This is a genomic window from Pseudomonas sp. LF-5 (genome assembly GCF_037626295.1).
Classification (GTDB): domain Bacteria; phylum Pseudomonadota; class Gammaproteobacteria; order Pseudomonadales; family Pseudomonadaceae; genus Aquipseudomonas; species Aquipseudomonas monsensis.
Genome location: NZ_JARKMT010000003.1, coordinates 379,611 through 405,693, shown reverse-complemented (window position 1 = coordinate 405,693; position 26,083 = coordinate 379,611). Strand labels below are relative to the sequence as shown.

Sequence of the window (26,083 nt, the reverse complement as noted above, 5' to 3'; positions counted from 1 at the left end):
CGGTAGAAATGAAAAAGGCGACCTCACGAGGTCGCCTTTTTTCTGCCTGGAAGGTTTACGCCGCCGCTTTGCGCAACGTTGCCATAAACGCCGCTGCACCGATGAACAGCCCGGCAAACGTGCGGTTCATGCGCTTCTGCTGCTGCGGTGTACGCAACAGGCGCAGCACCTTCGACGCCAGCCCGGTGTAGCCCGCCATGACAATCAGGTCGACGAAGATCATCGTCACACCAATCACCACATACTGAATCAGCAACGGCGCATGGGGATTGATGAACTGCGGCAGCACCGCCAGCATGAACACCAGGGCCTTGGGGTTGCTGATGTTCACCAGAAAGCCGCGGAACACCAACGCCAGCGGCCGGCCGATCGGCCGTACCGCCGCGTCATCGCTCATGTCCATGGGCAGCGCACGCCATTGCTTGATAGCCAGATAAACCAGATACGCCACACCGAACCATTTGATCGCATGGAACGCGGTGGCCGAAGCAGTGAGGATCGCACCGACACCGGCGCCGACAATCGCAATCTGCACAGCCAGGCCGATTTGCAGGCCGAGGGCGTTCCAGTAGCCGCGCCAGAAACCGTATTGCAAACCGCTGGACATCGACGCAATGGCGCCCGCACCCGGGGAAAGGCTGATCACCCAGCAGGCGGCGAAAAACGCCAGCCATGTTTGTAGCTCCATCGCACACCTCGACTCATGCTCGTGACAAACGTCAAAGCTAATGCGGTTTGGGGCGGATGACTACCGATTTTTACGGTGGGAGCGGGCTTGCCCGCAAAGACGTCAGATCAGATGTCCGGGGAATCTATTTTTCGAAACCGCTGGAAGGAAACACATCGCTGCCGCGCCAGCGCCGCACCGAACGCTGGAAGAACAGGCTGTTCGGCACCTGCACCATCGCACTACCGGTGCCCAGTTCTTCAGCCTCGATCAACGTGGTGTAAAGCAGATTGATCGCCACCACCCGGCCTTTGACGCCAGGCTTGTCAGTGGTATCGACCAGCTCGACCACATCGCCCAGGCGAAACGGCCCGACGGTGAAGATCAGGATCGCGCACAGCAGGTTCGACAGCACACTCCACATCGCGAAGAACGCCACCGCCGCCACCGCGACGAAACCCGACAGGGCCGTCCACAACACGGTGGCCGACACCCCGAGGCGTTCCAGCACGAAGATCAGCGCGCTGCCCATGATCAACCAGCGCAGCGCGCCACGCAGCGGCATCAGCAACTGCGGCGGGAACGGATAGCGCTCACCCAGTCGGGTCAGGCCTTTGGCGACGAAGCGCTGGGCCAGATAACCGGCCAGCAGGATCAGCAGAATCTGCACGCCAAACCAGACCGGCTCGACCCACTCCGCCGGCAGCGGCAGCTTGAACGCTTCCATCAGGACAGCGCCTCCAGCTCCGCCTGCATGCTTTCCAGCGTCTCGAGCGCTTCCATCCAGGCCTCTTCCAGCTCGGCTTCGCGCACTTTCAGCTTGGCTTGTTCGGCCAGCAGATCACGCAATTCGTTCTTGCGCGCCGGCTCGTAGATGTCGCTGTCGCCGAGGCTGGCGTCGACCTTGGCGAGTTTCTCGTGAAGTTTGCCCAGCTCGGCTTCGAGCTTGTCGGCTTCACGCTTGTGCGGTGCCAGTTGCTGACGCAACGCAGCAGCAGCCTGACGCTGGGCCTTCTTGTCGGTCTTGTCCGGGTTGACCGGGGTGTTGCTGACCGGCGCGTTGCGCTGACGGTATTCCACCAGCCAGCGGGCATAATCTTCGAGATCACCATCGAACTCTTCGACCTTGCCGTCAGCGACCAGGTAGAAATTGTCGGTAGTGCTCTTGAGCAAGTGGCGATCGTGAGACACCACCAGCACCGCGCCGCTGAACTCCTGCAGCGCCATGGTCAGCGCCAGGCGCATTTCCAGGTCCAGGTGGTTGGTCGGTTCGTCGAGCAGCAACAGGTTCGGTCGCTCCCAGGCGATCAACGCCAGGGCCAGACGCGCCTTTTCACCACCGGAGAAATTCAGTACGGGTTCGTCGATGCGCGCGCCACGGAAGTCGAAACCGCCGAGGAAGTCGCGCAGGGTCTGCTCGCGCTCGGTCGGCGCCAGACGCTGCAGGTGCAGCAGCGGGCTGGCCTTGGCGTCGAGCGAGTCGAGCTGATGCTGGGCAAAGTAGCCGACCACGGTGTTTTCGCCACGGGTCAGGCGCCCGGCCAGCGGCTCGAGCTCACCGGCAAGGTTCTTGATCAGGGTCGATTTACCCGCGCCGTTCGGCCCGAGCAGGCCGATCCGCGCCCCCGGGGTCAGTTGCAGCTTGACCTTCTCGAGGATGGTTTTGTCGCCATAACCCAGACGCGCATCGGACAGGTCGATCAGCGGGCTGGAGATCTTGGTCGACTCGCGGAAGACGAAATCGAACGGCGAATCGACGTGGGCCGCCGACAGTTCTTCCATGCGCTCCAGTGCCTTGATCCGGCTCTGCGCCTGGCGGGCCTTGGTGGCCTGGGCCTTGAAGCGGGCGATGTAGCTTTCCATGTGCGCACGTTGCGCCTGCTGCTTCTCGTAGGCCTGTTGCTGCTGGGCCAGACGCTCGGCACGCGCACGTTCGAACGCGGTGTAGCCGCCACGGTACAAGGTCAGTTTGCGTTGATCGACGTGAGCCACGTGATCGACCACTTCGTCGAGGAAGTCGCGGTCGTGGGAAATCAGCAACAAGGTGCCCGGGTAGCTTTTCAGCCACTCTTCGAGCCAGATGATCGCGTCGAGGTCCAGGTGGTTGGTCGGTTCGTCGAGCAGTAACAGGTCCGACGGGCACATCAGCGCCTGCGCCAGGTTCAGACGCATCCGCCAGCCACCGGAGAAATCGCCGACCTGGCGATCCATCTGCTCGTTGGTGAAGCCGAGCCCGGCCAGCAACTTGCGAGCGCGTGCGTCAGCGGTATAACCGTCGGCGCTGTCGAGTTCGGCGTGCAGACGCGCCAGAGCGGCGCCGTCGTGGGCCTCTTCGGCCACGGCAAGGTCACGCTGCACTTCGCGTAGACGCAGGTCGCCATCGAGCACATAGTCGACCGCCAGACGCTCGAGAGTGTCGACCTCCTGGCGCATGTGCGCGATCCGCCAGTCGGCCGGCAGCAGGCAATCGCCCGAGTCCGGGTGCAACTCGCCGCGCAACAAGGCGAACAGGCTGGATTTGCCGGCGCCGTTGGCACCGATGAGGCCGGCTTTGTGGCCGGCGTGCAGGGTCAGCTCGGCGTCTTCTAGCAGACGTTGCGGGCCACGCTGTAAAGTCAGGTTCTGAAGTCGGATCATAATGGCGGCGGAGTCTACCAGCTTCGCTCACAACTGGCGCGAGTAGCACGATGTCCTCTGACCTGTGGAGCTTTTCCCTTGCCACCTACGCCCGCCCGGGTGTGGAAGACGCTTGCCTGCAATTGCAATCGACGGGGGCCAATGTCTGCCTGCTGCTGTGCGGTTTGTGGCTGGAACAACGCGCAATTGCCTGCAACGAACAACGCGTGCAGCAACTGCAAATGCTGGTGGGTCCCTGGGATATCGAGGTGGTGCAACCGCTGCGGGCATTACGCATGCAATGGAAAACCCTGGCGGCGGAAGATCCGGTGCTCAAGGGGTTGCGCGAACAGATGAAGGCGCTGGAACTGGAGGCCGAACGGCATCTGTTGTGGCAGTTGGAGCAGGTGGCTCAGAACTGGCCGCAGGCGCTATCAGCGTCGAATGAGTGGCTGGAAAGCCTGATGGGCGCCAGCCCGAACCGCGACGCGCTGCAAGTGCTGCGCGACGCGGTCACCCGCGCTTAGGAAGCGCTGGTTGGGTTGCTGGTGACGCTCGACGCAGCGGCCGGCGTTGGCGCAGTCGTGGTGGTCGAGGCCGTAGCGGCCGGCGCAGCGGTCGCTGGCGAGGTTGCCGGTGCGGCAGGCTTGGCCGCTGGAGCCGTGGCCGGTTTGGCGGCAGCTGGTTTGGCAGCAGCTGGTTTTTTCGCGGCTGGTTTTGCGGCTGGTTTTGCGGCCGGCTTGGCAGCAGGTTTAGCCGCAGCAGGCTTGGCGGCGGTCGCTGCCGGTTTGGCTGCAGCAGTTGGCTTGGCTGCTGGTTTGGCTGCTGGTTTGGCAGCGGCCTTCACAGCGGGTTTTGCCGCAGGCTTCGCGGCCGGTTTCGCGGCGGCTTTGGCAGCAGGACGGGCGGCTGCAGTTTTGGCGGCAGGCTTGGCAGCCGGTTTTGCCGCAGCGGTTTTGGCAGCCGGTTTGGCAGCGGCGGTTTTCGCCGGAGCGGCTTTGGCAGCGGCTGGTTTGGCAGCAGCCGGTTTAGCGGCAGCTGGTTTTGCAGCGGTGGTTTTAGCAGCAGGCTTCGCAGCGCTGGCCGCAGCCGGTTTTTTCACAGCAGGTTTGGCAGCCGCTTTCACGGGTGCTTTTGCAGCAACTTTAGCCGCCGGTTTGGCAGCAGCCGTTTTCGCTGGCGCCTTGGTTGCAGCAGGTTTAGCTGCAGCAGGTTTGGCTGCGGCTTTCTTCGCCGGTGCTGCTGCGGGTTTGGTTGCACGGGACGTCAGCACTTTACCCACTGCCTCCTGGACGCGACCCACACCCTGGGCCAGTTTCAGGCTTTCCTGAGCATCGCGCTTGAGTTGCAGAATGTAGCTGCGAGTGTCGGACTGACGCTCTTTTAAAGCATCGAGCAGGTCTTCCAGTTCTTTCACCGCAGCCTTGGCTTTGTTCTGTGCCTTGGCTTTACCGGCAGTGGCTGCGTCCTGCAATTTGGTGCGGGATTTGTGCAGTTTTTCTTGCGCCTTGCCGCGTTGCTTTTCCAGTTTGGCGAGCAGTTTTTCAGCATCAGCCAAGGCTTGGGAGCAAGCGTTTTCCAGATGCTCGAGCAGGCTGCCCGAGAGTTGTTGGAGTAAGTGCAACGGAGTATTTACAGGCTTCTTGGTGGCCGACATGGTTTACCTCCTGGCTGACGTGGGTGCGGCTCATACTAGACCTCTGCAGTTACCGCCGCTAGGGCATCTTGACAGTATCGTTTGCGTTGCGTTGCACCGAAGCGAAAATGTTCTGCGCAAAGGCAAAAGCAGTTCACCGTTGCAGTCGTTTGCGCTGGCATAATCCACCGCATCTCAGGACGGAGAGTGCCCATGTCGCGCTACTTTTTTTTATCCCTCTGCCTGGTTTTTTCCGCAGTCCACGCTGACGAAAAAACCACCGCGAATGACGCTCACGATCTGGCTTACAGCCTGGGTGCCAGCCTCGGTGAACGGCTACGCCAGGAAGTCCCGCAATTGCAGATTCAGGCACTGGTCGAAGGCTTGCAGCAGGCTTATCAAGGCAAGCCGCTGGCGCTGAGCGAAGCGCGCATCGAACAGATCCTTGCCGATCATGAATCGCAAAACGCCGAGCACGCCTCACAGAACTCCAGCGACGTCGCGATGGAAAACGAACAACGTTTCCTCACCGCTGAAAAAGCCAAACCGGGTGTGAAGGAACTGGCTGACGGCATCCTGCTCACCGAGCTGACGCCGGGCACTGGCGCCAAGGCCGGCCCCGATGGAAAAGTGCAGGTGCTGTATGTCGGTCGACTGCCGGACGGCACCGTGTTCGATCAGAACACTCAACCGCAATGGTTCAACCTCGACAGCGTGATTGCCGGTTGGCGCACCGCGTTGCAGAACATGCCGGTAGGGGCGAAATGGCGACTGGTGATTCCATCGGATCAGGCCTATGGCGCTGATGGCGCCGGCGACTTGATCGCACCGTTTACACCACTGGTGTTTGAAGTGGAATTACGCGGCGCGACCAGTTGATCAGGCAATAAAAAACGGTGCGCTTGGGGCGCACCGTTTTTTTGATCAGGGTTCGGATCAGGCCTGAACCGGATCCTCTTCCTTGTGTGCCGTATGCAGCACTTCAATCAGGCAGTCTTCAAGTTCGAAGCGTTCGTGGAGCAGGCCACCAAGCTCCTTGAATTTCTCGGCAACGCATTTGCCGGCATCGCACAGATCATTGAACGCGAGGAGCTTCTCGGTGATGACGTCGATACGCGGGTAGATCGTCTCGGCGAGTTCCAGGCCACGCTTGTCGTTGAACGCCTTGGCTTCGCCCGTCAGCTGTTCATAGATTTCGAAATGCCCGGCCGACACGTAATCAACCAGCACGCCGCAGAATTCCTGCAAAGGCTTACGGCTCTCGGACAACGACTCAGGCTGCGCGCCGAGTTTGTCGTAGGCGCCAATCAGCTCCTCACGCTCCTGCAACCAGCGGTCGATCAGCAGATGAACTCCACCCCAACGTTCCTGAGCATTCTGACAACTTTCGAGCATGGCAATCTCTCTTCCCTTGTGGGTCATGCTGCTCTACACCCGCGCCCCGCTTTTGGTTTTGGCTTGGGGGACGGCCGGGCAGAGCGTCATCGAGCAACATAAATCCAATGACACGTGCGGGCCAGATTATGCCCGCACGCCTATGGCTTCAAGGTACGCAGGAGATAAAGTTCATACAAGTGTTTAATCCCGCAGCCCCCCCCGGTGCGACGCTTCGCCGCTGAGCGGTCGCTGCAGAGCGCCCCAGACCAGCCGTAACATTTGATAGACCGCAAGAATCGACACCGCGACAAAGAACAACAGACTCCATTCCGGAAGACTCAGATCGAACAGCGTCCAGGAAATTTCCGCGCAATCAGTGCCGCCGTTAAACATTCGTTGCAATGCGCAGATCCACGACAATCCACTGAACAGCGTCTCGGCCGCCGGGGCACAATTGTCCAGTTGCAGCACCGGATCGCTTTGTATCAGCACCTGGCGCCAGGCCGCCGTAGTGCCGCCCAGACTCGCGCACAGCACCAGCAGCCAGTAAAGCCACAAGCCAACACGCCTGGGGCCATGCACCGCCGCCAGACCGCAGCACACGCACAGCAGCGTAAGAAACAACCGCTGCACCAGACATAGACTGCACGGCGCCAGACCGACCGCGTATTCAAGATAATAGGAAGCTCCCAGAGCAAAGGCCCCCGCAGTGAAAGCCATGAAAAACAAGGAGCGTGAGCAGGCCAACGACATGGCTTTTCCGTAACAGTGGAGACAGGCTGTAACGGTAGAGGAAAGCGTGTCAGCCTTTCAAGACGAGGTCCTGACGACAGTTCACCAGAGGTGTAGGGAAAACCCGACAGGTTCAAGAGGAAAGGATGAAGCCCTCTGTAGGACTTTATCCAGGGCGCTGACTGAAGTTGAATTTCGGTCGTAAACGGTCAACGAGGGAGAGGCCTCCCTCGTGTCTTCAGGCATGCACCGGAGCCGGCAACGGCGCGGCCAGCAAGCGCTCATCCAACAGACCAAGCCCTTCCTGAAACAACTGATTGCTGCGCTCGGTATCGCCCAGTTGCGCAAGCAGGCGGGCCAGCTCGGCACAGGTTTCCGGATTGCGCTGCACGCGCAGGCTGCTTTCCAGATAATCCCGGGCCTTGCCCCACAGACTGGTTTGCAGGCAGAGACGTCCCAGAGTCAGCAGCAGGCTCGGGTCGCCCGGATGCTCCTTGAGCCAGCCTTCGGCGGTTTGCAGCTGGCGCGCAGGATCACTGCCGCGCACCAGACCATAAAGCCGGGCGAGATGGCTGTCGTACTTGCGCTTCAGCGCCGTGCGCAGGACCTCTTCAGCCTCGACCTGAGCCCCCAACTGACGCAACTGCTCGGCGTACGCCAGCACCAGCGGTGGCTCCTGACGCTGGGCAGAGGTGAGCTGTTCCCAGGCCCGCTGCAGCGACTGCCGGCCCACGCTGCCGTCCTCGTCACGGTGCGCCGCCAGCGACAGGTTTTCGCCCCAGGCGCGGCGTTCCAGCTCAGCCAGTTCGGACGGCGGCAGGACTTTGTCCTTGCGCAGCTCCGGCAACAGACGAATCACCGCCGACCATTCGCCACGTTGCTGATACAGACGCTGCAATTGCCGCAACGTCTGCGCATTGCGTGGATGACGTTCGTGCATCGCTTGCAGGGTCACCAGGGCGCCCTCGGTATCGCCGCGATCGGTCTGCAACTGTGCATGGCTCAAGGCAATCGCCAACTCAGCCTGAGGTTGGCGTTCGAGCGCCCGTTCCAGCAAGCGATCGCACTCCTCGTAATGGCCTTGCTCGTTGGCCGCCCGGGCCGCGCCGAGGTAGTACAGCAACGGTTGGCGTTCAGCTTCGGCGGCGCGGTAAAGATGACGCTGCGCGCTGGCCCAGCGACCTTCCGCCAGATCCAGCTGACCATGTTCGATCGCCACTTGCACGCGACGGCTGCGGTTGCGTCGCGACCACGGGTTGACCACGCCGCTGGAGGTCATGACCAGTTCAACCAGTGCCTTGATCCCCCAGATCACCAGCCACAACACTGCGATCACTGCAAGAGTCGCCCACAGGCTCGACTCATAGCGGAAGCTCTTGTAGGCGACCAGCACGTAACCGGAATGCTCGGCAATCGCCAGCCCCAACGCCGCCGTCGCGGCGATCACCAGAAACACGATCACATACAGGCGTTTCATGGCGTGGCCTCCTGCGCAGTGCTGGCAGCAGGTTTGGCGAAGGGTTTCACCGACTCTTCGGCGTTGACGTTACGCCGCTCAAGATAAGCCTGAACCGCACTCAACGTGCCGGCCAGATCCGGCGTGGCGACCGTGACCGGTGCCTTGCTCAGCTCGGCGACCTGTTCGAGCATCACTTTGCTCTGCGGATTGTCCGGGTTGAAATTGCCCTTGAGCACGTCACGCGCCTCGGCCAGCGCCTGGGTATAAACCGGCGCCTGACCATTGAGCGCGGCCCACTGCGCCTGCTCCAGCGCCAGGCTCAGGGCCAGGCGGACCTGGCTCAGGCTCTGACCGGCCAGCAATGGCTTCACATTCTTGTCGGCGTTGAAATCAATGCGGATGTAGCGCGAGATCTGATCCCACCACTGTGCCCAGCGACTGGCGCCGTCACCATCGGACGTCAGGCCCAGCAGCGACTCACCGCGATCCTTGTACTCCGGCGCCAGCTCGGTGAGGCTGATGACCTGATCGCGCAGGGCACCAATACGCAGAAACAATCCGGTGCGATCCGGCTGCTCGGTGCTGCGCAGGGCGACGAGGGTTTTCGCCACTTGCTCACGGGCGGCGAACGATCCGGGGTCGTTCTGCTCACGCAGGATTTCATCGGCGCCCTGTACCAATGCCTGTGCGCTGCTGATGTCCTGCAACGCCGACAGACGCAGGCTGGCCAGACGCAGCAAGTGCTCGGCCTCAGCCAGGCGCCAATCCTTGCGACTGGCGCCAAGGACCGTTTCCAGACGCTGATTGAGGCGCTGTTGATCACCCTGCAGTTGAGTCACCAGACGCTGTCGATCAGCCAGTTCATCGGCACCCGGCAACTGCGCGAGGCGTTCGGTCAGGCGCTGTTCGTTGAGTTTCAGGCTCTGTGCCTGATCGTTCAACGCCTGCACCTGGCCCGACTGTTGTTGCGTATTGGTCTGCAGGTGACGTACCTGCCAGACACCCCAGCCACCAATCGCGACGCCGGCGGCGCCGAGCAACAAGGCGACGATCGCCAATCCATTGCCTCGGCGCGGCTCGGTGGCCGGCGGTGGCGTTTCAACCTGAGTCTCGATCACAGGCTGGACATCATCTTTAGGCAAGGCTGTTTCGCTCACGTATCCATCCTTTGCATTAGAGAACGGGCACGGGATGCTCCCGTAACGCCGTCAGCAAAGCCGCGGCACTCGCGCCACGGCAATCCACAACTGTTTGGGCCCCGGCGGCACGTGCCAGCTCGGCGACTCTTGGGCTTGGAACAAACAACGGCAACTGCGCTATCGCCGGCCAGGCATCGCCGGCCATCTGGCGCAGGTGCTCGAAACCCTGTCCACTGCTGACCACCAGCCCGTTCAAGCGTTCCGCTTCAATCCGCCGCGGCAATTCTTGCGCGGCATAGGCTGGCAGCTCACGACGATACAATTCCAGATACTCGACACTAGCACCAAGCGTGCGCAAACGCTCGGCGAGCAACTCGCGGCCGCCCTCGCCGCGCAGGATCAGCACTCGCGCACCGGACTGGCTGACCGCCTCGCGCAGACGCGGCAACTGCAGCAACGCTTCGCTGTCATCACCAGTGTCCGGGCAGTGCACGTCCAGGCCACGGTCGCGCAGAATCTGCGCGGTCGCCGCGCCCACGCTGAACCACGGCATCGCCAACAAGGGCGGGCCACCGGCATCGAGCAGGTCGACCGCAATGCGCGCTGCCGGTTTGCTGACCACGATCACCGCGCTGCAGCCCGACAGCTGCGCAATCGCCTGACGGATTTTGTCAGAGACCGGCAGCGGCACGATGTCCAGAAGCGGCAGGCAACTGCTGAAAACCCCCTGCCCTGCTAACGTCTCGGCGAGCGCCGCGCAATCTTCGGCGGGGCGCGTCAGCAGCAGTCGCCAACCAGTCACTCGTGACCTGCCTCGCCATACACCGCTTTGAGGATGTCGTCGGCACCCTGGCCGAGCAAGTCCTCAGCGACCTTCACCCCCAGCGCCTCGGCATCGGCACGCGGCGCCCGCGCTTCGGCGCTGAGCAGCTTGCCACCGCTCGGCTCGCCGACCAGACCACGCAGCCACAACTGCTCACCCTCGAGCACGGCGTAGCAGGCGATCGGCACCTGGCAGCCGCCATTCAGATGTTTGTTGAGGGCGCGTTCAGCGCTGACCCGCGCAGCCGTATCGGCGTGATGCAGCGGTGCCAACAGGGCATGAATTTCAGTGTCGGCGCTGCGGCATTCGATGCCGACGGCGCCCTGACCACCGGCCGGCAGGCTGTCGTCGACGCTAATGGCAGAGGTGATGCGGTCTTCGAAACCGAGGCGGATCAGGCCGGCCGCCGCGAGGATGATCGCGTCGTACTCTCCGGCATCGAGCTTGGCCAGGCGCGTGTTGACGTTACCGCGCAGGAAGCGGATCTCGAGATCCGGGCGGCGCGTCAGCAACTGGGCCTGACGACGCAGGCTGGAGGTGCCGACGATGGCGCCGGCAGGCAGCGCATCGAGGCTTTGAAAGGTATTGGATACGAAGGCATCGCGCGGGTCTTCACGCTCGCAGATGCAGAACAGGCCCAGACCTTCGGGGAAGTCCATCGGCACGTCTTTCATCGAGTGCACGGCGATGTCGGCTTCGTTTTCCAGCAGCGCGGTTTCCAGTTCCTTGACGAACAGGCCTTTGCCGCCGATTTTCGACAGTGGCGAGTCGAGCAGCTTGTCGCCGCGACTGACCATGGGCACCAGCGTCACCAGCAGGCCCGGATGGGCCGCCTCCAGACGGGCTTTGACGTATTCGGCCTGCCAGAGGGCCAGCGCACTTTTACGGGTGGCGATGCGGATTTCGCGAGAGGACATGGATCAATCCGTACTGAATAGATACGGCGGATAATAACAGCTCAGCCAAATCCACTTTGACCTGAATCAGAAACGACGTGGCCTCCCTGGCCTGCGATGCCCGGTGAAGAAAAGCAGAAACCCGCCGAAACGATCGGGTTACAGGCCCTGCATCATCTTGCGCACACCGGCCACGTGCCGACGGCTGACGATCAGCGCATCACCGTTGAGGCCTTTGAGGTACAGCTGGAAATGCCCCAGCGGCGTACGTTGCAGCCGTTCGATGCGGTCGCGGGCGACCAGTGCGTTGCGGTGGATACGCACGAAGCGTTCACCGAATTCGTCTTCGAGCGCCTTGAGTGGTTCGTCCAGCAACACTTCGCCGGCCTCGTGACGCAGGGTCACGTATTTGTGGTCGGCAATGAAGTAGACCACCTGATCAAGCGGGATCAGTTCAATCCCTTTGCGAGTACGGGCGCTGATGTGACTGCGCGGGCCGTTGCCGCTTTCGGCAGCGGGACGGGTCAGGGCCGAGAGCTGGGCCCGGTTGGGACGTTCAGCCCGTTTCAGGGCGTCATGCAGATGTTCGGTTCGCACGGGTTTCACCACATAGCCCACGGCGCTGGCCTGCAGGGCTTCCACGGCAAATTCATCGGGGCTGGTGCAAAACACCACGGCGGGCGGCGTTTCTCGTTCGCACAGACGGGCAGCGACCTGCAGGCCATCCAGGCCAGGCATGCGGATATCGAGCAGCACGATATCCGGCTTGTGGCTGTCGATCAGCGCCAACGCCTCCTCGCCATTCGTGGCGCTGGGCTCCAGGACTGTGTAACCCTCGAGCTCACTCACCATTCGGCTGAGGCGCTCGCGAGCCAGTGGTTCGTCATCAACGATCAGGACATTCATATTGCGCTGGATTCCTGCGTGAGTCTCGCACAAGGATAGCGTAGACAGGTGGAGTGACGTCCGTCACCGCGATCCACGCTAAGACTAGCCCGAGCGCCAAAAAGTGCCGTACGTCGGCCAGCAATATTTGCCAGTGTCCGGGTCGTACTGCTCGAAGCCCGCTGTTTCCCGCGTTTCTCACGGGTTTTGTCCAAGGACATAACCCACCCCCACTTCTTATAGTCGGCGACCGGACCTTTGCACAATCCGCGCTCACCGACCCTTATGTCCAACTGTAGACGCTCGCCGGGCCGATATTGCTCAATCGAAAAATATCCTTGCGCAAATCCCCCGGCACCAGCGGCCACTATGGCTGACGCGATGAGAAAAAAACGTATCGACCAGTGTCAGCGACAGGATTGGCAACCCTGTTATTATCCGCGCCAGCGTTTCACGCCACTTTTCTTCAAGCCGATACGAGCGAATTCATGAGCACTGACAAGACCAATCAGTCCTGGGGCGGCCGCTTCAGTGAACCCGTCGACGCCTTCGTCGCCCGCTTCACCGCCTCCGTCACTTTCGACCAGCGCCTGTATCGCCACGACATCATGGGCTCGATCGCCCACGCCACCATGCTGGCCAAGGTCGGCGTGCTGACCGATGCCGAGCGCGACAGCATCATTGATGGCCTGAAGACCATTCAGGGCGAAATCGAGGCCGGCCAGTTCGACTGGCGCGTCGACCTCGAAGACGTGCACATGAACATCGAAGCCCGCCTGACCGACCGCATCGGCATCACCGGCAAAAAACTGCACACCGGCCGCAGCCGCAACGACCAGGTCGCGACCGACATCCGCCTGTGGCTGCGTGACGAGATCGACCTGATCCTCGCCGAAATCACCCGCCTGCAAAAAGGCCTGCTGGAACAAGCCGAGCGCGAAGCCGCGAGCATCATGCCGGGCTTCACCCACCTGCAGACCGCGCAGCCGGTGACCTTCGGCCACCACATGCTGGCGTGGTTCGAAATGCTCAGCCGCGACTACGAGCGCCTGGTCGACTGCCGCAAGCGCACTAACCGCATGCCCCTGGGCAGCGCTGCACTGGCCGGCACCACCTACCCGATCGACCGCGAATACACCGCGCAACTGCTCGGCTTCGATGCCGTAGGCGGCAACTCGCTGGACAACGTGTCCGATCGAGATTTCGCCATCGAATTCTGCTCGGCCGCGAGCATCGCGATGATGCACCTGTCGCGCTTCTCCGAAGAGCTGGTGCTGTGGACCAGCGCGCAGTTCCAGTTCATTGATCTGCCGGACCGTTTCTGCACCGGCAGCTCGATCATGCCGCAAAAGAAAAACCCTGACGTGCCGGAGCTGGTACGTGGCAAGACCGGTCGCGTGTTTGGCGCACTGATGGGCCTGCTGACCCTGATGAAAGGCCAGCCACTGGCCTACAACAAGGACAACCAGGAAGACAAGGAACCGCTGTTCGACGCCGCCGATACCCTGCGCGACTCGCTGCGTGCCTTCGCCGACATGATCCCGGCAATCAAGCCGAAGCACGCGATCATGCGTGAAGCGGCGCTGCGCGGATTCTCCACCGCGACCGACCTCGCGGACTACCTGGTGCGCCGTGGCCTGCCGTTCCGTGATTGCCACGAAATCGTCGGTCACGCGGTGAAGTACGGCGTCGACACTGGCAAGGATCTGGCCGAGATGAGCCTGGAAGAACTGCGTCAGTTCAGCGACCAGATCGAGCAGGACGTGTTCGCCGTACTGACCCTGGAAGGCTCGGTGAATGCCCGTGACCACATCGGCGGGACCGCGCCGGCGCAGGTCAAGGCTGCCGCAGCTCGCGGTCAGGCGTTGATCGCCAGCCGCTAAAAGCATCGCGGGCAAGCCCGCTCCCACACGTTCTGCGTCGAACACACAAGGGTGTTTCAGCGCGAAATCCTGTGGGAGCGTGCCTGCCCGCGATGACTGACTCCAGAACGCTAAAAAATCTACTTCTTCGCCGCGATCATCGCCAAAAACGCCGGCATCGCAGCCTCTTTGTCCGCCGCAATCTTCTGCACATGCGGACTCTGCTCAAGCCGCTCCAGCAGCACCTTGGCCTTCGGCATCTCGGCCAGCAAATCGATCCCGAACAGCTTCTGCCCGACCGCGCACGCCAGCGGCACGCTGTAGAGGAAATACAGATCCGCGATGCTCAGACTGTCGCCCGCCACATACGGGGCGAACTTGCCGTGACGCCCCAGCGCCGCAAAACCCAGCAGCAATTCGGCTTTGGTTTTCTCCTTGATCGCCTCCGGCACCGGCGAGCCAAAGAACGCTTCGCCGTAACAGGCGCGACCCGGCAACTCGATATAGAGCTCGATCTCCTTGGCAATCGCCAGCACCTGCGCTCGCGCAAACGGGTCACTCGGCAACAGCGGTGTGCCCTTCTGGGTCTGTTCCAGGTATTCGAGGATGATGCCGGTTTCATTGATATAACCGGCATCAACGCCCAGCACCGGGACTTTGCCGCGCGGGCTGATGGCCAGCGATTGCGGCGTTGGCGTCGGGTAGAACGTGACTTCTTCAAACGGCAGGCCTTTTTCCAGCAGCGCCAGTTTGACCATGTTGTAATAATTGCTGACAGAGAATCCGTAGAGCTTGAGCATCACATAGCCTCCGGGCCGTGCGGGGTGGGCAGTCCATGTTTATAGATCGCCGGACGCGATCCTGCCAGCAGCATCACCTCGCTGAATGCAGGTAAACTGGCGCCTTTCCTTGAGGAGCCTGCCATGAGCGAGCCGACAGACATCGAGATTGACGACGAAGAAGAGTTCGCCGAGAACACGTTGATTGAAGCGATCGAAAATCAGATTGAAAACGACAACCCGCCAGCGGCCAAAGCGACCTTCAACAAGCTGACACTGGTGGGTTTCGAGCGCGATAAGATCCTCAACCTGATGGCGCACGTGCTGGCCTATGAAATCGACGCCATGCTCGATGAAGACCGTGCCTTCGATACCGAATGGTACGAAGCGGCGCTGCGCGCATTGCCAGAGCTGCCGCCCGAAAAGCAGTAAGCCCCCGTTCGTGCAGGACTGAGCCTGCTCACGATAGCGTTCTGTGATGTCAGTGAAGAATATGCTGACAGGCACTCCTCTATCGCGAGCAGGCGAAGGCCTACAATGTTTGTAACGTATCCAGCCAGCCAACTTCCGGGCCCCGACTACACTGGAATCCGCCTCAAGACAAAATCCCTGATCTGAGCACTGGACATGCCGCAAAAGCGGGTTCACCTTAGGGGCGCTGTCGTCCAATTACTAGAAAGTCTGGAGTCCTTATGTCGCTTACCCCTGAGCTGGTTGCCGAACTGGAAGTCCTCGCACTCTTCAACCTGGACAGTTCCCAGGAAGGTTTGAAAATTCATCAGACCGCTGCCCCGAAACACATCGCTGCTGCACAACGCCTCTTTGAAAAAGAACTCACCGACCAGCCCGATGGCGGCTACCTGACCAGCCTGGGTCGTGATGCCGCGCAAAATGTGCAGACCGTACTGACCATTTTGAGAGAGCAGGAAACCGCCTGATTTTCCCGTCTTTGCCCACGGGAACTCCTGCCACGGGATTTCCGCGGGCTCGCTTGATCACCCCACGCTAAAAATCTGACGTCAAAAAAACAAATTCAGCTTAAAAGTCCCGCTGCGCAGAGGCTAAACTGCCTCCCATTCCGAGACCCTCTTCGTCCGAGCCTGCGAGCCGGTTTGAGCTGACATGACGCGCACCCATGAAATCCGCCCCGATCTGGACGAAGGCATCGACCGCAAGGTGCTCAGCCAACTGCGTGCGCGCTTTCTCAAACTCAATGCAGGTCGCCTGAGTCGCGCACTGGAGGGTCTGTCGACGCGCCAGCAAGGCGTACTGACGCTGTTGCCGCTGTTCTTCCACGTCAATCATCCGCTGCTGCCCGGCTATGTATCCGGCAGTACCCCGGCGGGCCTGTCCAACTACGAACCGGACGCCACTACCCTCGCCGAAGCCCAGCGCCTGACCCGCTCGTTCTCCTACAAGCCGCGCCACGGCAGCAACCCGCCACGGCCGATTCACGGGCTGTTCCTGATGGGCAGCCTGGGCACGCTGGCCCAGGCCGATCAGAGCGACATGGACGTGTGGGTCTGCCACGCGCCGGACCTGAGCGAAAGCGAATTGGCCGAGCTGAGCAAAAAATGTCAGCTCCTGGAAACCTGGGCCGCGAGCCAGGGCGCCGAAGCGCATTTCTTCCTGATTGACCCGGTGCGCTTCGTCAAAGGCGAACGCGACACCCAACTGAGTTCCGAGAACTGCGGCAGCACTCAGCATTACCTGCTGCTGGACGAGTTTTATCGCACCGCGATCTGGTTGGCCGGGCGCACACCGATCTGGTGGCTGGTGCCGGTTTACGAGGAAGGCGCCTACAACCTTTACACCGACACGTTGTTGTCCAAGCGTTTTATCCGTGCCGACGAAACCCTCGACCTCGGTCACCTGGCGGCGATTCCGCCGGGCGAGTTCATTGGCGCCGGGCTGTGGCAGCTGTTCAAGGGCATCGAGTCACCGTACAAGTCGGTGCTCAAACTGTTGCTGACCGAGGTTTATGCCAGCGAACACCCCCGTGTGCAGTGCCTGAGCCTGCGCTTCAAAAAAGCGGTGTTCGCCAACCAGCTGGATCTGGACGAGCTGGACCCGTACATGGTCGTGTACCGGCGTATCGAGGAATACCTCACCGCGCGCAACGAACCGGAGCGTCTGGAACTGGTGCGCCGCGCGCTGTACCTCAAGGTCAACCGCAAGCTCACCGGCAACAGCCGCAGCCAGGGCTGGCAACGCGCCCTGCTTGAACGGCTGGCCAGCGAATGGCATTGGGATCAGCGTCAACTGGCGCTGCTCGACAGCCGCAGCCAGTGGAAAGTCCGCCAGGTCAGCGCCGAACGCCGTGCCCTGGTCAACGAACTGAATTACAGCTATCGCTTCCTGACCCAGTTTGCCCGCACCGAGCAGACCGTCAGCCTGATCAACAAACGCGATCTCAACGTCCTCGGCCGCCGCCTCTACGCCGCGTTCGAGCGCAAGGCCGACAAGGTCGAGTTCATCAACCCCGGGATCGCTCCGGATCTGGCCGAAGACACCCTGACCCTGGTGCAGTCACGCAACAAGAAAGAACCGGGGCAAGCCCAATGGGGCCTGTACAACGGCAGCCTCACCGCACTGGAATGGGAGCACTTCGCGCCGATCAAGCGCAGCCGCGAATTGCTCGAACTGCTGACCTGGTGCCACCGCAACGGCGTGATCGACAGCAGCACCCGGCTGGCCCTGCATCCCGGCAGCAGCGACCTGAGCGAGTTCGAGCTATTCAACCTGCTCGGCAGCCTGCAACAGTGCATCGCCCTGCCCTTGCCCACGGTGGCTGAAGCACCGTTGCTGCGTGCGGCCGTGCCGAGCGAAGTGCTGATTCTGGTCAACGTCGGCGTCGATCCGCTCAAGCATCACCGCGACCTGAATATTCTGATGACCACCGAGCGCACCGACTCGCTGAGCTACGCCGGGGTCCGGGAAAACCTCGTGCTGACCCTGGATCAGGTCACGCTCAACAGCTGGAACGAAGTGCTGGTCAACCGCTTCGACGGCCCGCACGCCCTGCTCGACTGCCTGCGCGACTACCTCAACAACCTGCCGCGCGGGCCGCTGCAGCCGTCGTTGAAAGTGCGCTGCTTCTGCCACAACCGCGCACAATTCATCGCCCGTCGCGTTGAAGAGATAGTCGATACCGCGCAAAACCTGCTGCTCAGTGAGTTGAATCATCGCTACCTGATTCAGGTGCAACAGCACTATCACGTACTCGAATTGGTCCCGGGCCAGGTCAACCACGTCGCCCTCGCCACCCTGCCAGCGTTGCTGGAGTACCTCGGCGAAGAACAACCGCGCTACAGCCCGCTGCACCTGGACCCGATGGCGCTGGAGGATCACGACCTCGCCCTGATCCTGCCAATGGGCCAGCCGGATTGCATTCAGGTGTTCTACCGGATCAGCGAACAGCAGGCCGAGCTGTACGTGCTGGATGAATTCAACGCCCTGTGGCAACAGTATCTGCCGTATCACGACGAACAGAGCCTGCTGGTGCCATTACAGCGCTTCCTGCAGTCGATCCAGTACCGGCGCGAAGCCTTGCTGCCGATGGACGCCGCGCCTTCGGCCAGCCTCGACACTTTGTATTACCAGTTATTGCCGTCAGGCCCGGGAAAAGCCCGCCGCGTCGAACCACGACCAGCACCGCAAACGCCGGTCAACAAGCCGTTCTACGACGTGCAGGCGATTGTCGGCAAAGCCGCACCGGGGGAAGTGCAGGTCACTTTGTATTGCAATCAACGGGAATTCAGCGAGCTGGAACATGGCGACCAGCTGTTCAGCGTGGTCGCCCGGGAGATCGTCGAGCAGCGCCGCGAGAGCGAACGCTATCGCTGCTACATCACCGACCTGGACCTGTCAGGCCTGCTCGGTGATGCGCAGAGTTCAAGCAATTTGTATCTGCGCTACAAGGCCGACCTGGAGCGCGCCCTGAACGAGGCGCTCGAACAGGTCTGAGGCGGGGTCATTCGCGGAAATCACCGCCGTTGGCCGGCTGCGATTCGACTTCCAGCAAGGTCAGTTTCAGGGTCTTGCCGCCGGGAGCCGGCCAGTCGATGTGCTGACCGACCTTCAGGCCCAGCAGCGCGCTGCCGACCGGTGCCAGAATCGAGATCTTGCCTTCGTCGGCGTTGGCATCCTTGGGATAGACCAGCGTCAGGTGATAGTCCTTGCCACTGCCTTCTTCGCGGCAATGCACGCGGGAATTCATCGTCACGACATCGGCGGGCACTTCTTCGTGGCCGACCACGGTATCGGCGCGGTCCAGTTCGGTTTGCAGCGCGATCACGCCCGGCAGCGTGTCATCCAGGCTGTCGATCAGGCGCTCCAGACGTTGCACGTCCAGACGGGTAAGGGTGATGGAAGGTGCGGTCATGATCCGGGCAGACTCCTTTCTTCTGCACACAAAAAAAGCAAAACCCCGCCAAAAAAGACGGGGTTTTCACCAGGCCTCGATGGGTTGAGGCGTGTCCGGACACTATCACAGCTCAAAAAATATACAAGTCACCCGATTTTGATCCGGCAAGAACCCCTGTAGCGAATCAACTCAGGGATTTTCGTGCGGCAGCCTGCTGGCAGATGACCCGACGGCGCTGATCATCCGCCGAGCGCCATTCGCGAATATCCTCGACATGGCGGAAGCAGCCGAGACAAACCTTCTGTTCATCAAGCCGGCACACACCGCTGCACGGCGAAGGCACTGCCGGGCTGATGTTGCTGTAGAGCGGTTTGGGCGGACGAACAGGAGCAGTGTCAGTCACGGAATCACAGACCTTCGAAGTCGAATTCAGCGCCAGCCTGCTGCTTGACGATGCGCTCGAGCATCTCGCCCAACTGCTCTTCGCTCTTGTCGCACATCCAGCGCTCGCTCTCTTCGTCGTAGTCGAAGTGGAAACCACCGGACACCGCTGCCAGCCACAACTGACGCAGGGGCTCCTGACGACTGAAGATCAGTTGCGAGCCGTTTTCGAACTTGACGGTCAAGACACCTGCCGAGCTTTCCAGGTCGATATCCAGGTCGCTGTCATCAAAGATATCTTCCAGCGTCTGCTGGGTAGCATCGACCAGATCGTGGAAACGGGCTTCGGACAAACTCATTGTGGCAACCTCAAAAAATGTCTGATCAGGCTCAAGCGCCGAAAGATACGGACGCTGCCGGCCGATTGCAAAGATTAACGACCAAGCACCGTTTCCCATCCAGCACTGGCCCCTGTGGGAGCGAGCTTGCTCGCGAAAGCGGTGTGTCAGCCAGCAAACATATCGAATGTACCGGCCTCTTCGCGAGCAAGCTCGCTCCCACAGGAATTACCTGTATCCAACCGGTATCCAGAGAGCCCCGCCGGACGGGAAGCCCCTCGCATAGGCAAGCTGCCGGGTGGCCGGTATACTCCGGCGCAATTAACGCATTTTCAAGGATTTCGCCATGAAGCGCCTGATCTCTTCCCTTGCTGCGCTCGTCGCGGTTGCCTGCCTCGTTTCGGCCTGTGGTCAAAAAGGCCCGCTGTACCTGCCGGATGACGATCAGGACCCGGCCGAACAAGCCCAGTCTTCGCAAAAGCAACCGGTTTCCAAAGCACACAAGCACGACGTTTACTAAGGGATCGCCATGGACGCTTTTAATTACCGTGGCGGGGAGCTGTTCGCGGAAGGTGTGGCTCTGTCCGCCATCGCCGACCGTTTCGGCACGCCCACCTACGTTTATTCGCGAGCACACATTGAAGCCCAGTATCTGGCCTTCGCCGATGCGCTGGCCGGCATGCCGCACCTGGTTTGCTTTGCCGTCAAAGCCAACTCCAACCTCGGCGTTCTGAATGTCCTGGCCCGTCTCGGCGCCGGTTTCGACATCGTCTCTCGTGGTGAACTGGAACGCGTGCTCGCCGCAGGTGGAAGCCCTGACAAGATCGTCTTCTCCGGTGTCGGCAAGACCCGTGACGACATGCGCCGTGCGCTGGAAGTCGGCGTGCACTGCTTCAACGTCGAATCCACTGACGAGCTGGAACGCCTGCAAGTGGTCGCCGCCGAGCTCGGCGTTCGCGCCCCGGTTTCGTTGCGTGTGAACCCGGACGTCGATGCCGGCACCCACCCGTACATTTCCACCGGTCTCAAAGAGAACAAGTTCGGCATCGCCATTGCCGACGCCGAAGACGTGTACGTGCGCGCTGCGCACCTGCCAAACCTGGAAGTGATCGGCGTCGATTGCCACATCGGTTCGCAACTGACCACCCTGCCACCGTTCCTCGATGCCCTCGACCGCCTGCTGGATCTGGTCGATCGTCTCGGCGATTGCGGCATCCACCTGCGCCACATTGATCTCGGTGGCGGTTTGGGCGTGCGTTATCGCGATGAAGAGCCGCCATTGGCCGGCGACTACATCAAGGCTGTGCGCGAGCGTCTGAGCGGCCGTGATCTGGGACTGGTGTTCGAGCCGGGCCGCTTCATCGTCGCCAACGCCGGCGTACTGCTGACCCAGGTCGAGTACCTCAAGCACACCGAACACAAGGATTTCGCCATCGTCGACGCGGCGATGAACGACCTGATCCGCCCGGCGCTGTACCAGGCGTGGATGGACGTCACTGCGGTCAAGCCGCGTGATACCGCCGCGCGCAAGTACGACATTGTCGGCCCGATCTGCGAAACCGGTGATTTCCTCGCCAAGGACCGTGAACTGGCGCTGGAAGAAGGCGACCTGCTGACCGTGCATTCCGCCGGTGCCTACGGTTTCGTGATGAGTTCCAACTACAACACCCGCGGCCGTGCTGCCGAGGTGCTGGTAGACGGTGATCAGGTTTTTGAAGTGCGCCGCCGCGAAACTGTGGCCGAGCTGTTTGCCGGCGAAAGCCTGCTGCCGGAGTAACCCATGCTGCTGCGTTTTACCAAAATGCATGGCCTGGGCAATGATTTCATGGTTCTCGACCTGGTCAGCCAGCACGCGCATATTCAGCCCAAGCACGCCAAGCAATGGGGCGACCGGCACACCGGTATCGGTTTCGACCAGTTGCTGATTGTTGAAGCGCCGAGCAACCCGGACGTGGATTTCCGTTACCGGATTTTCAACTCCGATGGCTCGGAAGTGGAACAGTGCGGCAACGGTGCACGCTGCTTCGCGCGCTTCGTGCTGGACAAGCGTCTGACGGCGAAACGGCAGATCCGCGTCGAGACCAAGGGTGGCATCATCGAACTGGACGTGCGTAACGACGGCCAGATCGGCGTCAACATGGGCGCGCCGCGCCTGGTGCCGGCAGACATTCCGTTCGAAGCGCCAGCGCAGGCGACCAGCTATCAGCTGGAAGTCGACGGCACCACGGTCGAACTGGCCGCCGTGTCGATGGGCAACCCCCATGCCGTGCTGCGTGTGCAGGACATCAACAGTGCACCGGTGCATGAGCTGGGACCGAAAATCGAACACCATCCGCGCTTCCCGGCGCGGGTCAATGTCGGTTTCCTCCAGGTCATCGACCGCAACCGTGCGCAACTGCGCGTCTGGGAACGCGGCGCCGGGGAAACCCAGGCCTGTGGTACTGGCGCTTGCGCTGCGGCTGTCGCGGCAATCAGTCAGGGGTGGATGGATTCGCCGCTGTTGATCGACCTGCCCGGCGGGCGTCTGTCCATTGAATGGGCAGGCCCTGGCCAACCGGTGCTGATGACCGGTCCGGCAGTGCGTGTATACGAAGGACAAGTGCGTCTTTGAGTGAGCAGAAGCCATGACCGATAAGCCTCAGGTACCCGCCCGACAGTCCGACGAATCAGCGTCCGAGAGCCTGGAGGCGGCAGCGGTTGCCGCGTACCTGGAGGCTCATCCGGACTTCTTCGTCGAGCACGAAGAACTGCTGCCGGCAATGCGCATTCCCCACCGACGCGGTGACACCGTATCGCTGGTCGAAAGGCAGATGACCATTCTGCGCGACCGCAACATCGAGATGCGTCATCGCCTCTCGCAGTTGATGGACGTGGCCCGCGACAACGATCGCCTGTTCGACAAGACCCGCCGCCTGATCCTGTCCCTGATGGATGCGGCCAGCCTCGAAGACGTGGTGATCAGCGTTGAAGACAGCCTGCGCCAGGACTTCCAGGTGCCTTTTGTCAGCCTGATCCTGCTGGGTGACAACCCGGCACCGGTCGGCCGCTGGGTCACCCACGCCGACGCGCAAACCGCGATCGGCGGCCTGCTGACCGAAGGCAAAAGCGTCAGCGGCACCTTGCGTGAACATGAGCTGGACTTCCTGTTCGGCGAGGAGCAGCGCAAGCAAATCGGCTCCACCGCCGTCGTTGCCATCAGCCATCAAGGTATCCACGGTATTCTGGCGATCGCCAGCCGCGATCCGCAGCACTACAAGAGTTCGGTCGGCACGCTGTTCCTCAGCTACATCGCCGAAGTCATGGGCCGCGTGCTGCCACGGGTCAATAGCTCCCTGCGCTCGGTACGCTGAACATGGAACGACAACTGGACGCTTACTGCGAACACCTGCGCAGTGAGCGACAGGTGTCACCGCACACCCTGTCGGCCTACCGCCGCGACCTCGATAAAGTCCTCGGCTGGTGCATCAAGCAGAACGTCGGCAGTTGGGCCGCACTGGATATCCAGCGCCTGCGCAGCCTGATCGCCCGCCTGCATGCCCAGGGCCAGTCCTCACGCAGCCTCGCCCGCCTGCTCTCGGCAGTGCGCGGGCTCTATCACTATCTCAATCGCGAAGGCCTCTGCGACCACGACCCGGCGACAGGTCTGGCGCCACCAAAAGGCGAACGGCGGCTGCCGAAAACCCTCGATACCGACCGTGCGTTGCAGCTACTGGAAGGTGCGGTCGAGGATGATTTTCTCGCCCGCCGCGATCAAGCCATTCTTGAGCTGTTCTATTCCTCCGGCCTGCGCCTGTCCGAACTGACCGGACTCAACCTCGATCAACTCGACCTCGCCGACGGCATGGTTCAGGTGCTCGGCAAGGGCAGCAAGACCCGCCTCCTGCCGATCGGCAAAAAGGCCCGCGAAGCGCTGGAACAATGGCTACCGTTGCGGGCCATGACCAACCCGGCCGACGACGCCGTATTCGTCAGCCAGCAAGGCCGGCGCCTCGGCCCGCGGGCGATTCAGGTGCGGGTCAAACTGGCCGGCGAGCGCGAACTGGGGCAGAACCTGCACCCGCACATGCTGCGGCACTCCTTCGCCAGCCACTTGCTGGAATCCTCGCAGGACCTGCGCGCGGTGCAGGAACTGCTCGGCCACTCGGACATCAAGACCACGCAGATCTACACCCACCTGGACTTCCAGCACCTGGCGGCGGTCTACGACAGCGCCCACCCACGGGCCAAACGCAGCAAAGGCGACGATTCATGAACATCCAGTTGATCACCTTCGACCTCGACGACACTCTGTGGGACACCGCCCCGGTGATCGTCAGCGCCGAAGCGGTATTGCGCGAGTGGCTGAGCGAACACGCACCGAATCTGGGCACGGTGCCGGTGGAGCATCTGTGGGCGATTCGCGAGCGGGTGCTGGCTAATGAGCCGGGACTCAAACACCGCATCAGCGCATTGCGTCGGCGGGTGTTGTTCCATGCGCTGGAGGACGCGGGTTACGCCCATGGCGAAGCTTCCGATCTGGCGGACAAGAGCTTTGAAGTGTTCCTGCATGCGCGGCACCAGATCACGGTGTTTCCCGAAGTCGAACCGACCCTGGAAATCCTCGCCAACCACTACGCGCTTGGCGTGGTCACCAATGGCAATGCCGATGTGCGTCGGCTGGGGCTGGCGGACTACTTCAAGTTTGCGTTGTGCGCCGAAGACATCGGCATCGCCAAACCGGATGCGCGGCTGTTCCACGAGGCCTTGCAGCGCGGCGGCGTGAGCGCTGACGTGGCGGTGCACATTGGCGATCATCCGGGCGATGACATCGCCGGGGCGCAGCAAGCGGGCATGCGCGCGATCTGGTACAACCCGGCGGGCAAGGTCTGGGAAGCCGATCGTTTGCCGGATGCCGAGATCCGCAGCCTGACTGACCTGCCAGCCGTTCTCGCACGCTGGAATGCCAAGGCCTGACAAAAATCCCCTCGCCACACAGGCCTCTCTTATAGGGCGTCCCTGTTTATTCCAGACATGAAAAAGCCCGCAGCGACGGCGGGCTTTTTCAGCAAGCAAGCGGCACGCCTCAGATAGGGCGGCTGCCGTACTTGTTGTCCGGCTTCTTGGGCGGATCGGCGACCACGTTGGCCTCGACTTCCTGCACCTTGCCGCCGCGCGCAAGGAACTCTTCCATGGCCTTGGCCAGGGCGTCGCGCTCCTTGTTCTTGGCTTCGATGCTCGGCAATTCGTCTACCGACACCGCAGCCTTGGCTTTGCCTTTGGCAGCCGGGACCGGCGTATCGTCACCGCCATCGTCTTCAGCAACGTCTTCCGCTGCTGCTTCCAGACCATCCTCGGCCTCGTCTTCGTCGCCTACTTCGAGGTCGTCGTTTTCCAGATCATCGTCGCTCATGTTCTACCTCATGACTTGCGAAAAGCAGATTAGTTATAGACCAGCTTTGGCAACTGTCGAAAGTCGCCGTAAAAAAATCGGTAACCGCTGATGACCAACGGTTTACGCCCCTTCACCGTGCAAGGTGGCGAGGACTTTACGGGCACCGCCATGATCACGGTGCTCGCCCAGATAAACGCCTTGCCAGGTGCCCAGAGCCAGTCGACCTGCCGACACCGGCAGACTGATCTGGCAGCCAAGCACGCTGGCCTTGAAGTGCGCCGGGAGGTCGTCCAGGCCTTCGTCGTTATGCTCATAGCCGTCTGCTCCTTGTGGGATCAGACGATTGAAAAATCGTTCGAAGTCGCGACGGACCGCCGGATCGGCGTTCTCGTTGATGGTCAACGACGCCGAGGTATGCTGCAGCCACAAATGCAACAGACCGACCCGACACTGCCTGAGTTCAGGCAGCCCGGCGAGTAACTCGTCCGTTACCAGATGAAAGCCCCGGGGCCGTGCCCGCAGGGTTATCAGAGTCTGTTGCCACATACAGTTCTCCGCACGTTCGGGGCGCATTCTAGCGCGCTCTGGGAAAAAACAAAGGCCCTAATATTCCCGCAATGTTGTAAGCGATTGGCCGCAGAAAAACGCTCGCCGTAAACACGACCAAAGACGTACGAAAAATCCTTTCAGCTGCTCTCTCTGCGACAAACTCCAGACAAAAAAATGCCCGGCAAGCCGGGCAAGTTTTTTGCTGCG

29 protein-coding genes and 1 pseudogene are annotated in these 26,083 nt (G+C 61.4%); 12 read left to right on the top strand and 18 right to left on the bottom strand.

What is annotated here, in order from left to right:
- Positions 1-55 precede the first annotated feature (55 nt).
- From PseuLF5_RS13880 to PseuLF5_RS13870, 3 genes are all read right to left on the bottom strand, one after another.
- The gene (locus PseuLF5_RS13880) at positions 56-688 is read right to left on the bottom strand and encodes a LysE family transporter (RefSeq protein ID WP_123469754.1); all 633 of its coding nucleotides are present in this window, start codon (positions 686-688) and stop codon (positions 56-58) included.
- Positions 689-812: 124 nt separating this feature from the next.
- A complete protein-coding gene (locus PseuLF5_RS13875) occupies positions 813-1,394 on the bottom strand; it encodes a mechanosensitive ion channel family protein (RefSeq protein WP_123469756.1) in 582 nt (193 codons plus the stop codon).
- Complete coding sequence (locus tag PseuLF5_RS13870; protein WP_340133781.1) at positions 1,394-3,304, bottom strand: ATP-binding cassette domain-containing protein; 1,911 nt, start codon at positions 3,302-3,304, stop codon at positions 1,394-1,396. Before PseuLF5_RS13870 ends, PseuLF5_RS13875 begins: the two co-directional genes overlap by 1 nt.
- Positions 3,305-3,354: 50 nt before the next feature.
- On the opposite strand from PseuLF5_RS13870, the gene PseuLF5_RS13865 reads away from it, so the two are divergent.
- Positions 3,355-3,810: a TIGR02444 family protein gene (locus PseuLF5_RS13865; protein ID WP_128616328.1), complete on the top strand. Its 456-nt coding sequence runs from the start codon at positions 3,355-3,357 to the stop codon at positions 3,808-3,810.
- On the opposite strand, the gene PseuLF5_RS13860 is transcribed toward PseuLF5_RS13865, so the two are convergent.
- Positions 3,807-4,940, bottom strand: coding sequence for an AlgP family protein (locus PseuLF5_RS13860; RefSeq protein ID WP_340133780.1), 1,134 nt, complete (start codon positions 4,938-4,940; stop codon positions 3,807-3,809). The genes PseuLF5_RS13865 and PseuLF5_RS13860 overlap by 4 nt on opposite strands.
- A 192-nt stretch (positions 4,941-5,132) precedes the next feature.
- Between PseuLF5_RS13860 and PseuLF5_RS13855 the strand changes: the two genes are divergently transcribed.
- Positions 5,133-5,798: an FKBP-type peptidyl-prolyl cis-trans isomerase gene (locus tag PseuLF5_RS13855; RefSeq protein WP_123469764.1), complete on the top strand. Its 666-nt coding sequence runs from the start codon at positions 5,133-5,135 to the stop codon at positions 5,796-5,798.
- A gap of 57 nt (positions 5,799-5,855) precedes the next feature.
- On the opposite strand, the gene rsd is transcribed toward PseuLF5_RS13855, so the two are convergent.
- The 8 genes and pseudogenes from rsd to PseuLF5_RS28180 form a co-directional block, all read right to left on the bottom strand.
- The gene (gene rsd / locus PseuLF5_RS13850) at positions 5,856-6,314 is read right to left on the bottom strand and encodes a sigma D regulator (protein WP_123469766.1); all 459 of its coding nucleotides are present in this window, start codon (positions 6,312-6,314) and stop codon (positions 5,856-5,858) included.
- A gap of 183 nt (positions 6,315-6,497) precedes the next feature.
- Positions 6,498-7,049: a disulfide bond formation protein B gene (locus PseuLF5_RS13845; protein WP_123469768.1), complete on the bottom strand. Its 552-nt coding sequence runs from the start codon at positions 7,047-7,049 to the stop codon at positions 6,498-6,500.
- 217 nt (positions 7,050-7,266) lie between these two features.
- Positions 7,267-8,505, bottom strand: a complete 1,239-nt coding sequence (locus PseuLF5_RS13840) for a heme biosynthesis protein HemY (RefSeq protein ID WP_128616327.1) — start codon at positions 8,503-8,505, stop codon at positions 7,267-7,269.
- Positions 8,502-9,644, bottom strand: a complete 1,143-nt coding sequence (locus tag PseuLF5_RS13835; protein ID WP_123469772.1) for a uroporphyrinogen-III C-methyltransferase — start codon at positions 9,642-9,644, stop codon at positions 8,502-8,504. The genes PseuLF5_RS13840 and PseuLF5_RS13835 overlap by 4 nt, the downstream gene beginning before the upstream one ends.
- 16 nt (positions 9,645-9,660) lie before the next feature.
- Complete coding sequence (locus tag PseuLF5_RS13830; protein ID WP_340133778.1) at positions 9,661-10,428, bottom strand: uroporphyrinogen-III synthase; 768 nt, start codon at positions 10,426-10,428, stop codon at positions 9,661-9,663.
- Positions 10,425-11,366, bottom strand: coding sequence for a hydroxymethylbilane synthase (gene hemC / locus PseuLF5_RS13825; RefSeq protein WP_186744033.1), 942 nt, complete (start codon positions 11,364-11,366; stop codon positions 10,425-10,427). Before hemC ends, PseuLF5_RS13830 begins: the two co-directional genes overlap by 4 nt.
- Before the next feature lie 138 nt (positions 11,367-11,504).
- The gene (locus tag PseuLF5_RS13820; RefSeq protein WP_123469778.1) at positions 11,505-12,251 is read right to left on the bottom strand and encodes a LytR/AlgR family response regulator transcription factor; all 747 of its coding nucleotides are present in this window, start codon (positions 12,249-12,251) and stop codon (positions 11,505-11,507) included.
- Positions 12,248-12,388: pseudogene (locus PseuLF5_RS28180) on the bottom strand (sensor histidine kinase); the annotation flags it as partial. The pseudogene PseuLF5_RS28180 and the gene PseuLF5_RS13820, both read right to left, overlap by 4 nt.
- A 330-nt stretch (positions 12,389-12,718) precedes the next feature.
- Here PseuLF5_RS28180 and argH point away from each other — a divergent pair.
- Positions 12,719-14,113, top strand: a complete 1,395-nt coding sequence (gene argH, locus PseuLF5_RS13815; protein WP_336347542.1) for an argininosuccinate lyase — start codon at positions 12,719-12,721, stop codon at positions 14,111-14,113.
- A gap of 119 nt (positions 14,114-14,232) precedes the next feature.
- Here argH and PseuLF5_RS13810 read toward each other — a convergent pair whose 3' ends face one another.
- On the bottom strand, positions 14,233-14,892 hold the full coding sequence (locus PseuLF5_RS13810; protein WP_123469782.1) for a glutathione S-transferase family protein: 660 nt from the start codon (positions 14,890-14,892) through the stop codon (positions 14,233-14,235).
- Positions 14,893-15,015: 123 nt separating this feature from the next.
- On the opposite strand from PseuLF5_RS13810, the gene PseuLF5_RS13805 reads away from it, so the two are divergent.
- From PseuLF5_RS13805 to PseuLF5_RS13795, 3 genes are all read left to right on the top strand, one after another.
- Complete coding sequence (locus tag PseuLF5_RS13805) at positions 15,016-15,303, top strand: hypothetical protein (protein ID WP_123469784.1); 288 nt, start codon at positions 15,016-15,018, stop codon at positions 15,301-15,303.
- Positions 15,304-15,563: 260 nt separating this feature from the next.
- On the top strand, positions 15,564-15,809 hold the full coding sequence (locus PseuLF5_RS13800; RefSeq protein ID WP_039757399.1) for a TIGR02647 family protein: 246 nt from the start codon (positions 15,564-15,566) through the stop codon (positions 15,807-15,809).
- A gap of 184 nt (positions 15,810-15,993) precedes the next feature.
- Positions 15,994-18,837, top strand: a complete 2,844-nt coding sequence (locus PseuLF5_RS13795; protein WP_340133776.1) for a class I adenylate cyclase — start codon at positions 15,994-15,996, stop codon at positions 18,835-18,837.
- A 7-nt stretch (positions 18,838-18,844) separates the two neighbouring features.
- Here PseuLF5_RS13795 and rnk read toward each other — a convergent pair whose 3' ends face one another.
- From rnk to cyaY, 3 genes are all read right to left on the bottom strand, one after another.
- A complete protein-coding gene (rnk, locus tag PseuLF5_RS13790; RefSeq protein ID WP_123469788.1) occupies positions 18,845-19,255 on the bottom strand; it encodes a nucleoside diphosphate kinase regulator in 411 nt (136 codons plus the stop codon).
- A gap of 166 nt (positions 19,256-19,421) precedes the next feature.
- Positions 19,422-19,640, bottom strand: a complete 219-nt coding sequence (locus PseuLF5_RS13785; RefSeq protein WP_123469790.1) for a DUF1289 domain-containing protein — start codon at positions 19,638-19,640, stop codon at positions 19,422-19,424.
- A 4-nt stretch (positions 19,641-19,644) separates the two neighbouring features.
- The gene (cyaY, locus tag PseuLF5_RS13780; RefSeq protein ID WP_123454569.1) at positions 19,645-19,977 is read right to left on the bottom strand and encodes an iron donor protein CyaY; all 333 of its coding nucleotides are present in this window, start codon (positions 19,975-19,977) and stop codon (positions 19,645-19,647) included.
- A gap of 325 nt (positions 19,978-20,302) precedes the next feature.
- Between cyaY and lptM the strand changes: the two genes are divergently transcribed.
- From lptM to PseuLF5_RS13750, 6 genes are read left to right on the top strand one after another with little or no spacing between them, the layout of a single operon-like run.
- Positions 20,303-20,476, top strand: coding sequence for an LPS translocon maturation chaperone LptM (gene lptM / locus PseuLF5_RS13775; RefSeq protein ID WP_123469791.1), 174 nt, complete (start codon positions 20,303-20,305; stop codon positions 20,474-20,476).
- A gap of 9 nt (positions 20,477-20,485) precedes the next feature.
- Entirely contained in the window at positions 20,486-21,733 is a 1,248-nt protein-coding gene (lysA, locus tag PseuLF5_RS13770) for a diaminopimelate decarboxylase (RefSeq protein WP_123469793.1), read from the top strand.
- A gap of 3 nt (positions 21,734-21,736) precedes the next feature.
- The gene (gene dapF, locus PseuLF5_RS13765) at positions 21,737-22,567 is read left to right on the top strand and encodes a diaminopimelate epimerase (protein ID WP_007911094.1); all 831 of its coding nucleotides are present in this window, start codon (positions 21,737-21,739) and stop codon (positions 22,565-22,567) included.
- Positions 22,568-22,580: 13 nt separating this feature from the next.
- Positions 22,581-23,306, top strand: coding sequence for a DUF484 family protein (locus PseuLF5_RS13760; protein WP_123469796.1), 726 nt, complete (start codon positions 22,581-22,583; stop codon positions 23,304-23,306).
- A gap of 2 nt (positions 23,307-23,308) precedes the next feature.
- Positions 23,309-24,208 carry a tyrosine recombinase XerC gene (gene xerC / locus PseuLF5_RS13755; protein WP_186744026.1) on the top strand — a complete coding sequence of 300 codons (900 nt, stop codon included), beginning with the start codon at positions 23,309-23,311 and terminating at the stop codon, positions 24,206-24,208.
- Positions 24,205-24,909 (top strand): HAD family hydrolase, encoded by a 705-nt coding sequence (locus PseuLF5_RS13750; RefSeq protein WP_123469798.1) that lies wholly within the window; start codon positions 24,205-24,207, stop codon positions 24,907-24,909. Before xerC ends, PseuLF5_RS13750 begins: the two co-directional genes overlap by 4 nt.
- Before the next feature lie 109 nt (positions 24,910-25,018).
- Here PseuLF5_RS13750 and sutA read toward each other — a convergent pair whose 3' ends face one another.
- Positions 25,019-25,345, bottom strand: coding sequence for a transcriptional regulator SutA (gene sutA, locus PseuLF5_RS13745; RefSeq protein WP_222834070.1), 327 nt, complete (start codon positions 25,343-25,345; stop codon positions 25,019-25,021).
- A gap of 102 nt (positions 25,346-25,447) precedes the next feature.
- Positions 25,448-25,873 carry a secondary thiamine-phosphate synthase enzyme YjbQ gene (locus tag PseuLF5_RS13740; protein ID WP_123469801.1) on the bottom strand — a complete coding sequence of 142 codons (426 nt, stop codon included), beginning with the start codon at positions 25,871-25,873 and terminating at the stop codon, positions 25,448-25,450.
- Between the last annotated feature and the right edge of the window lie 210 nt (positions 25,874-26,083).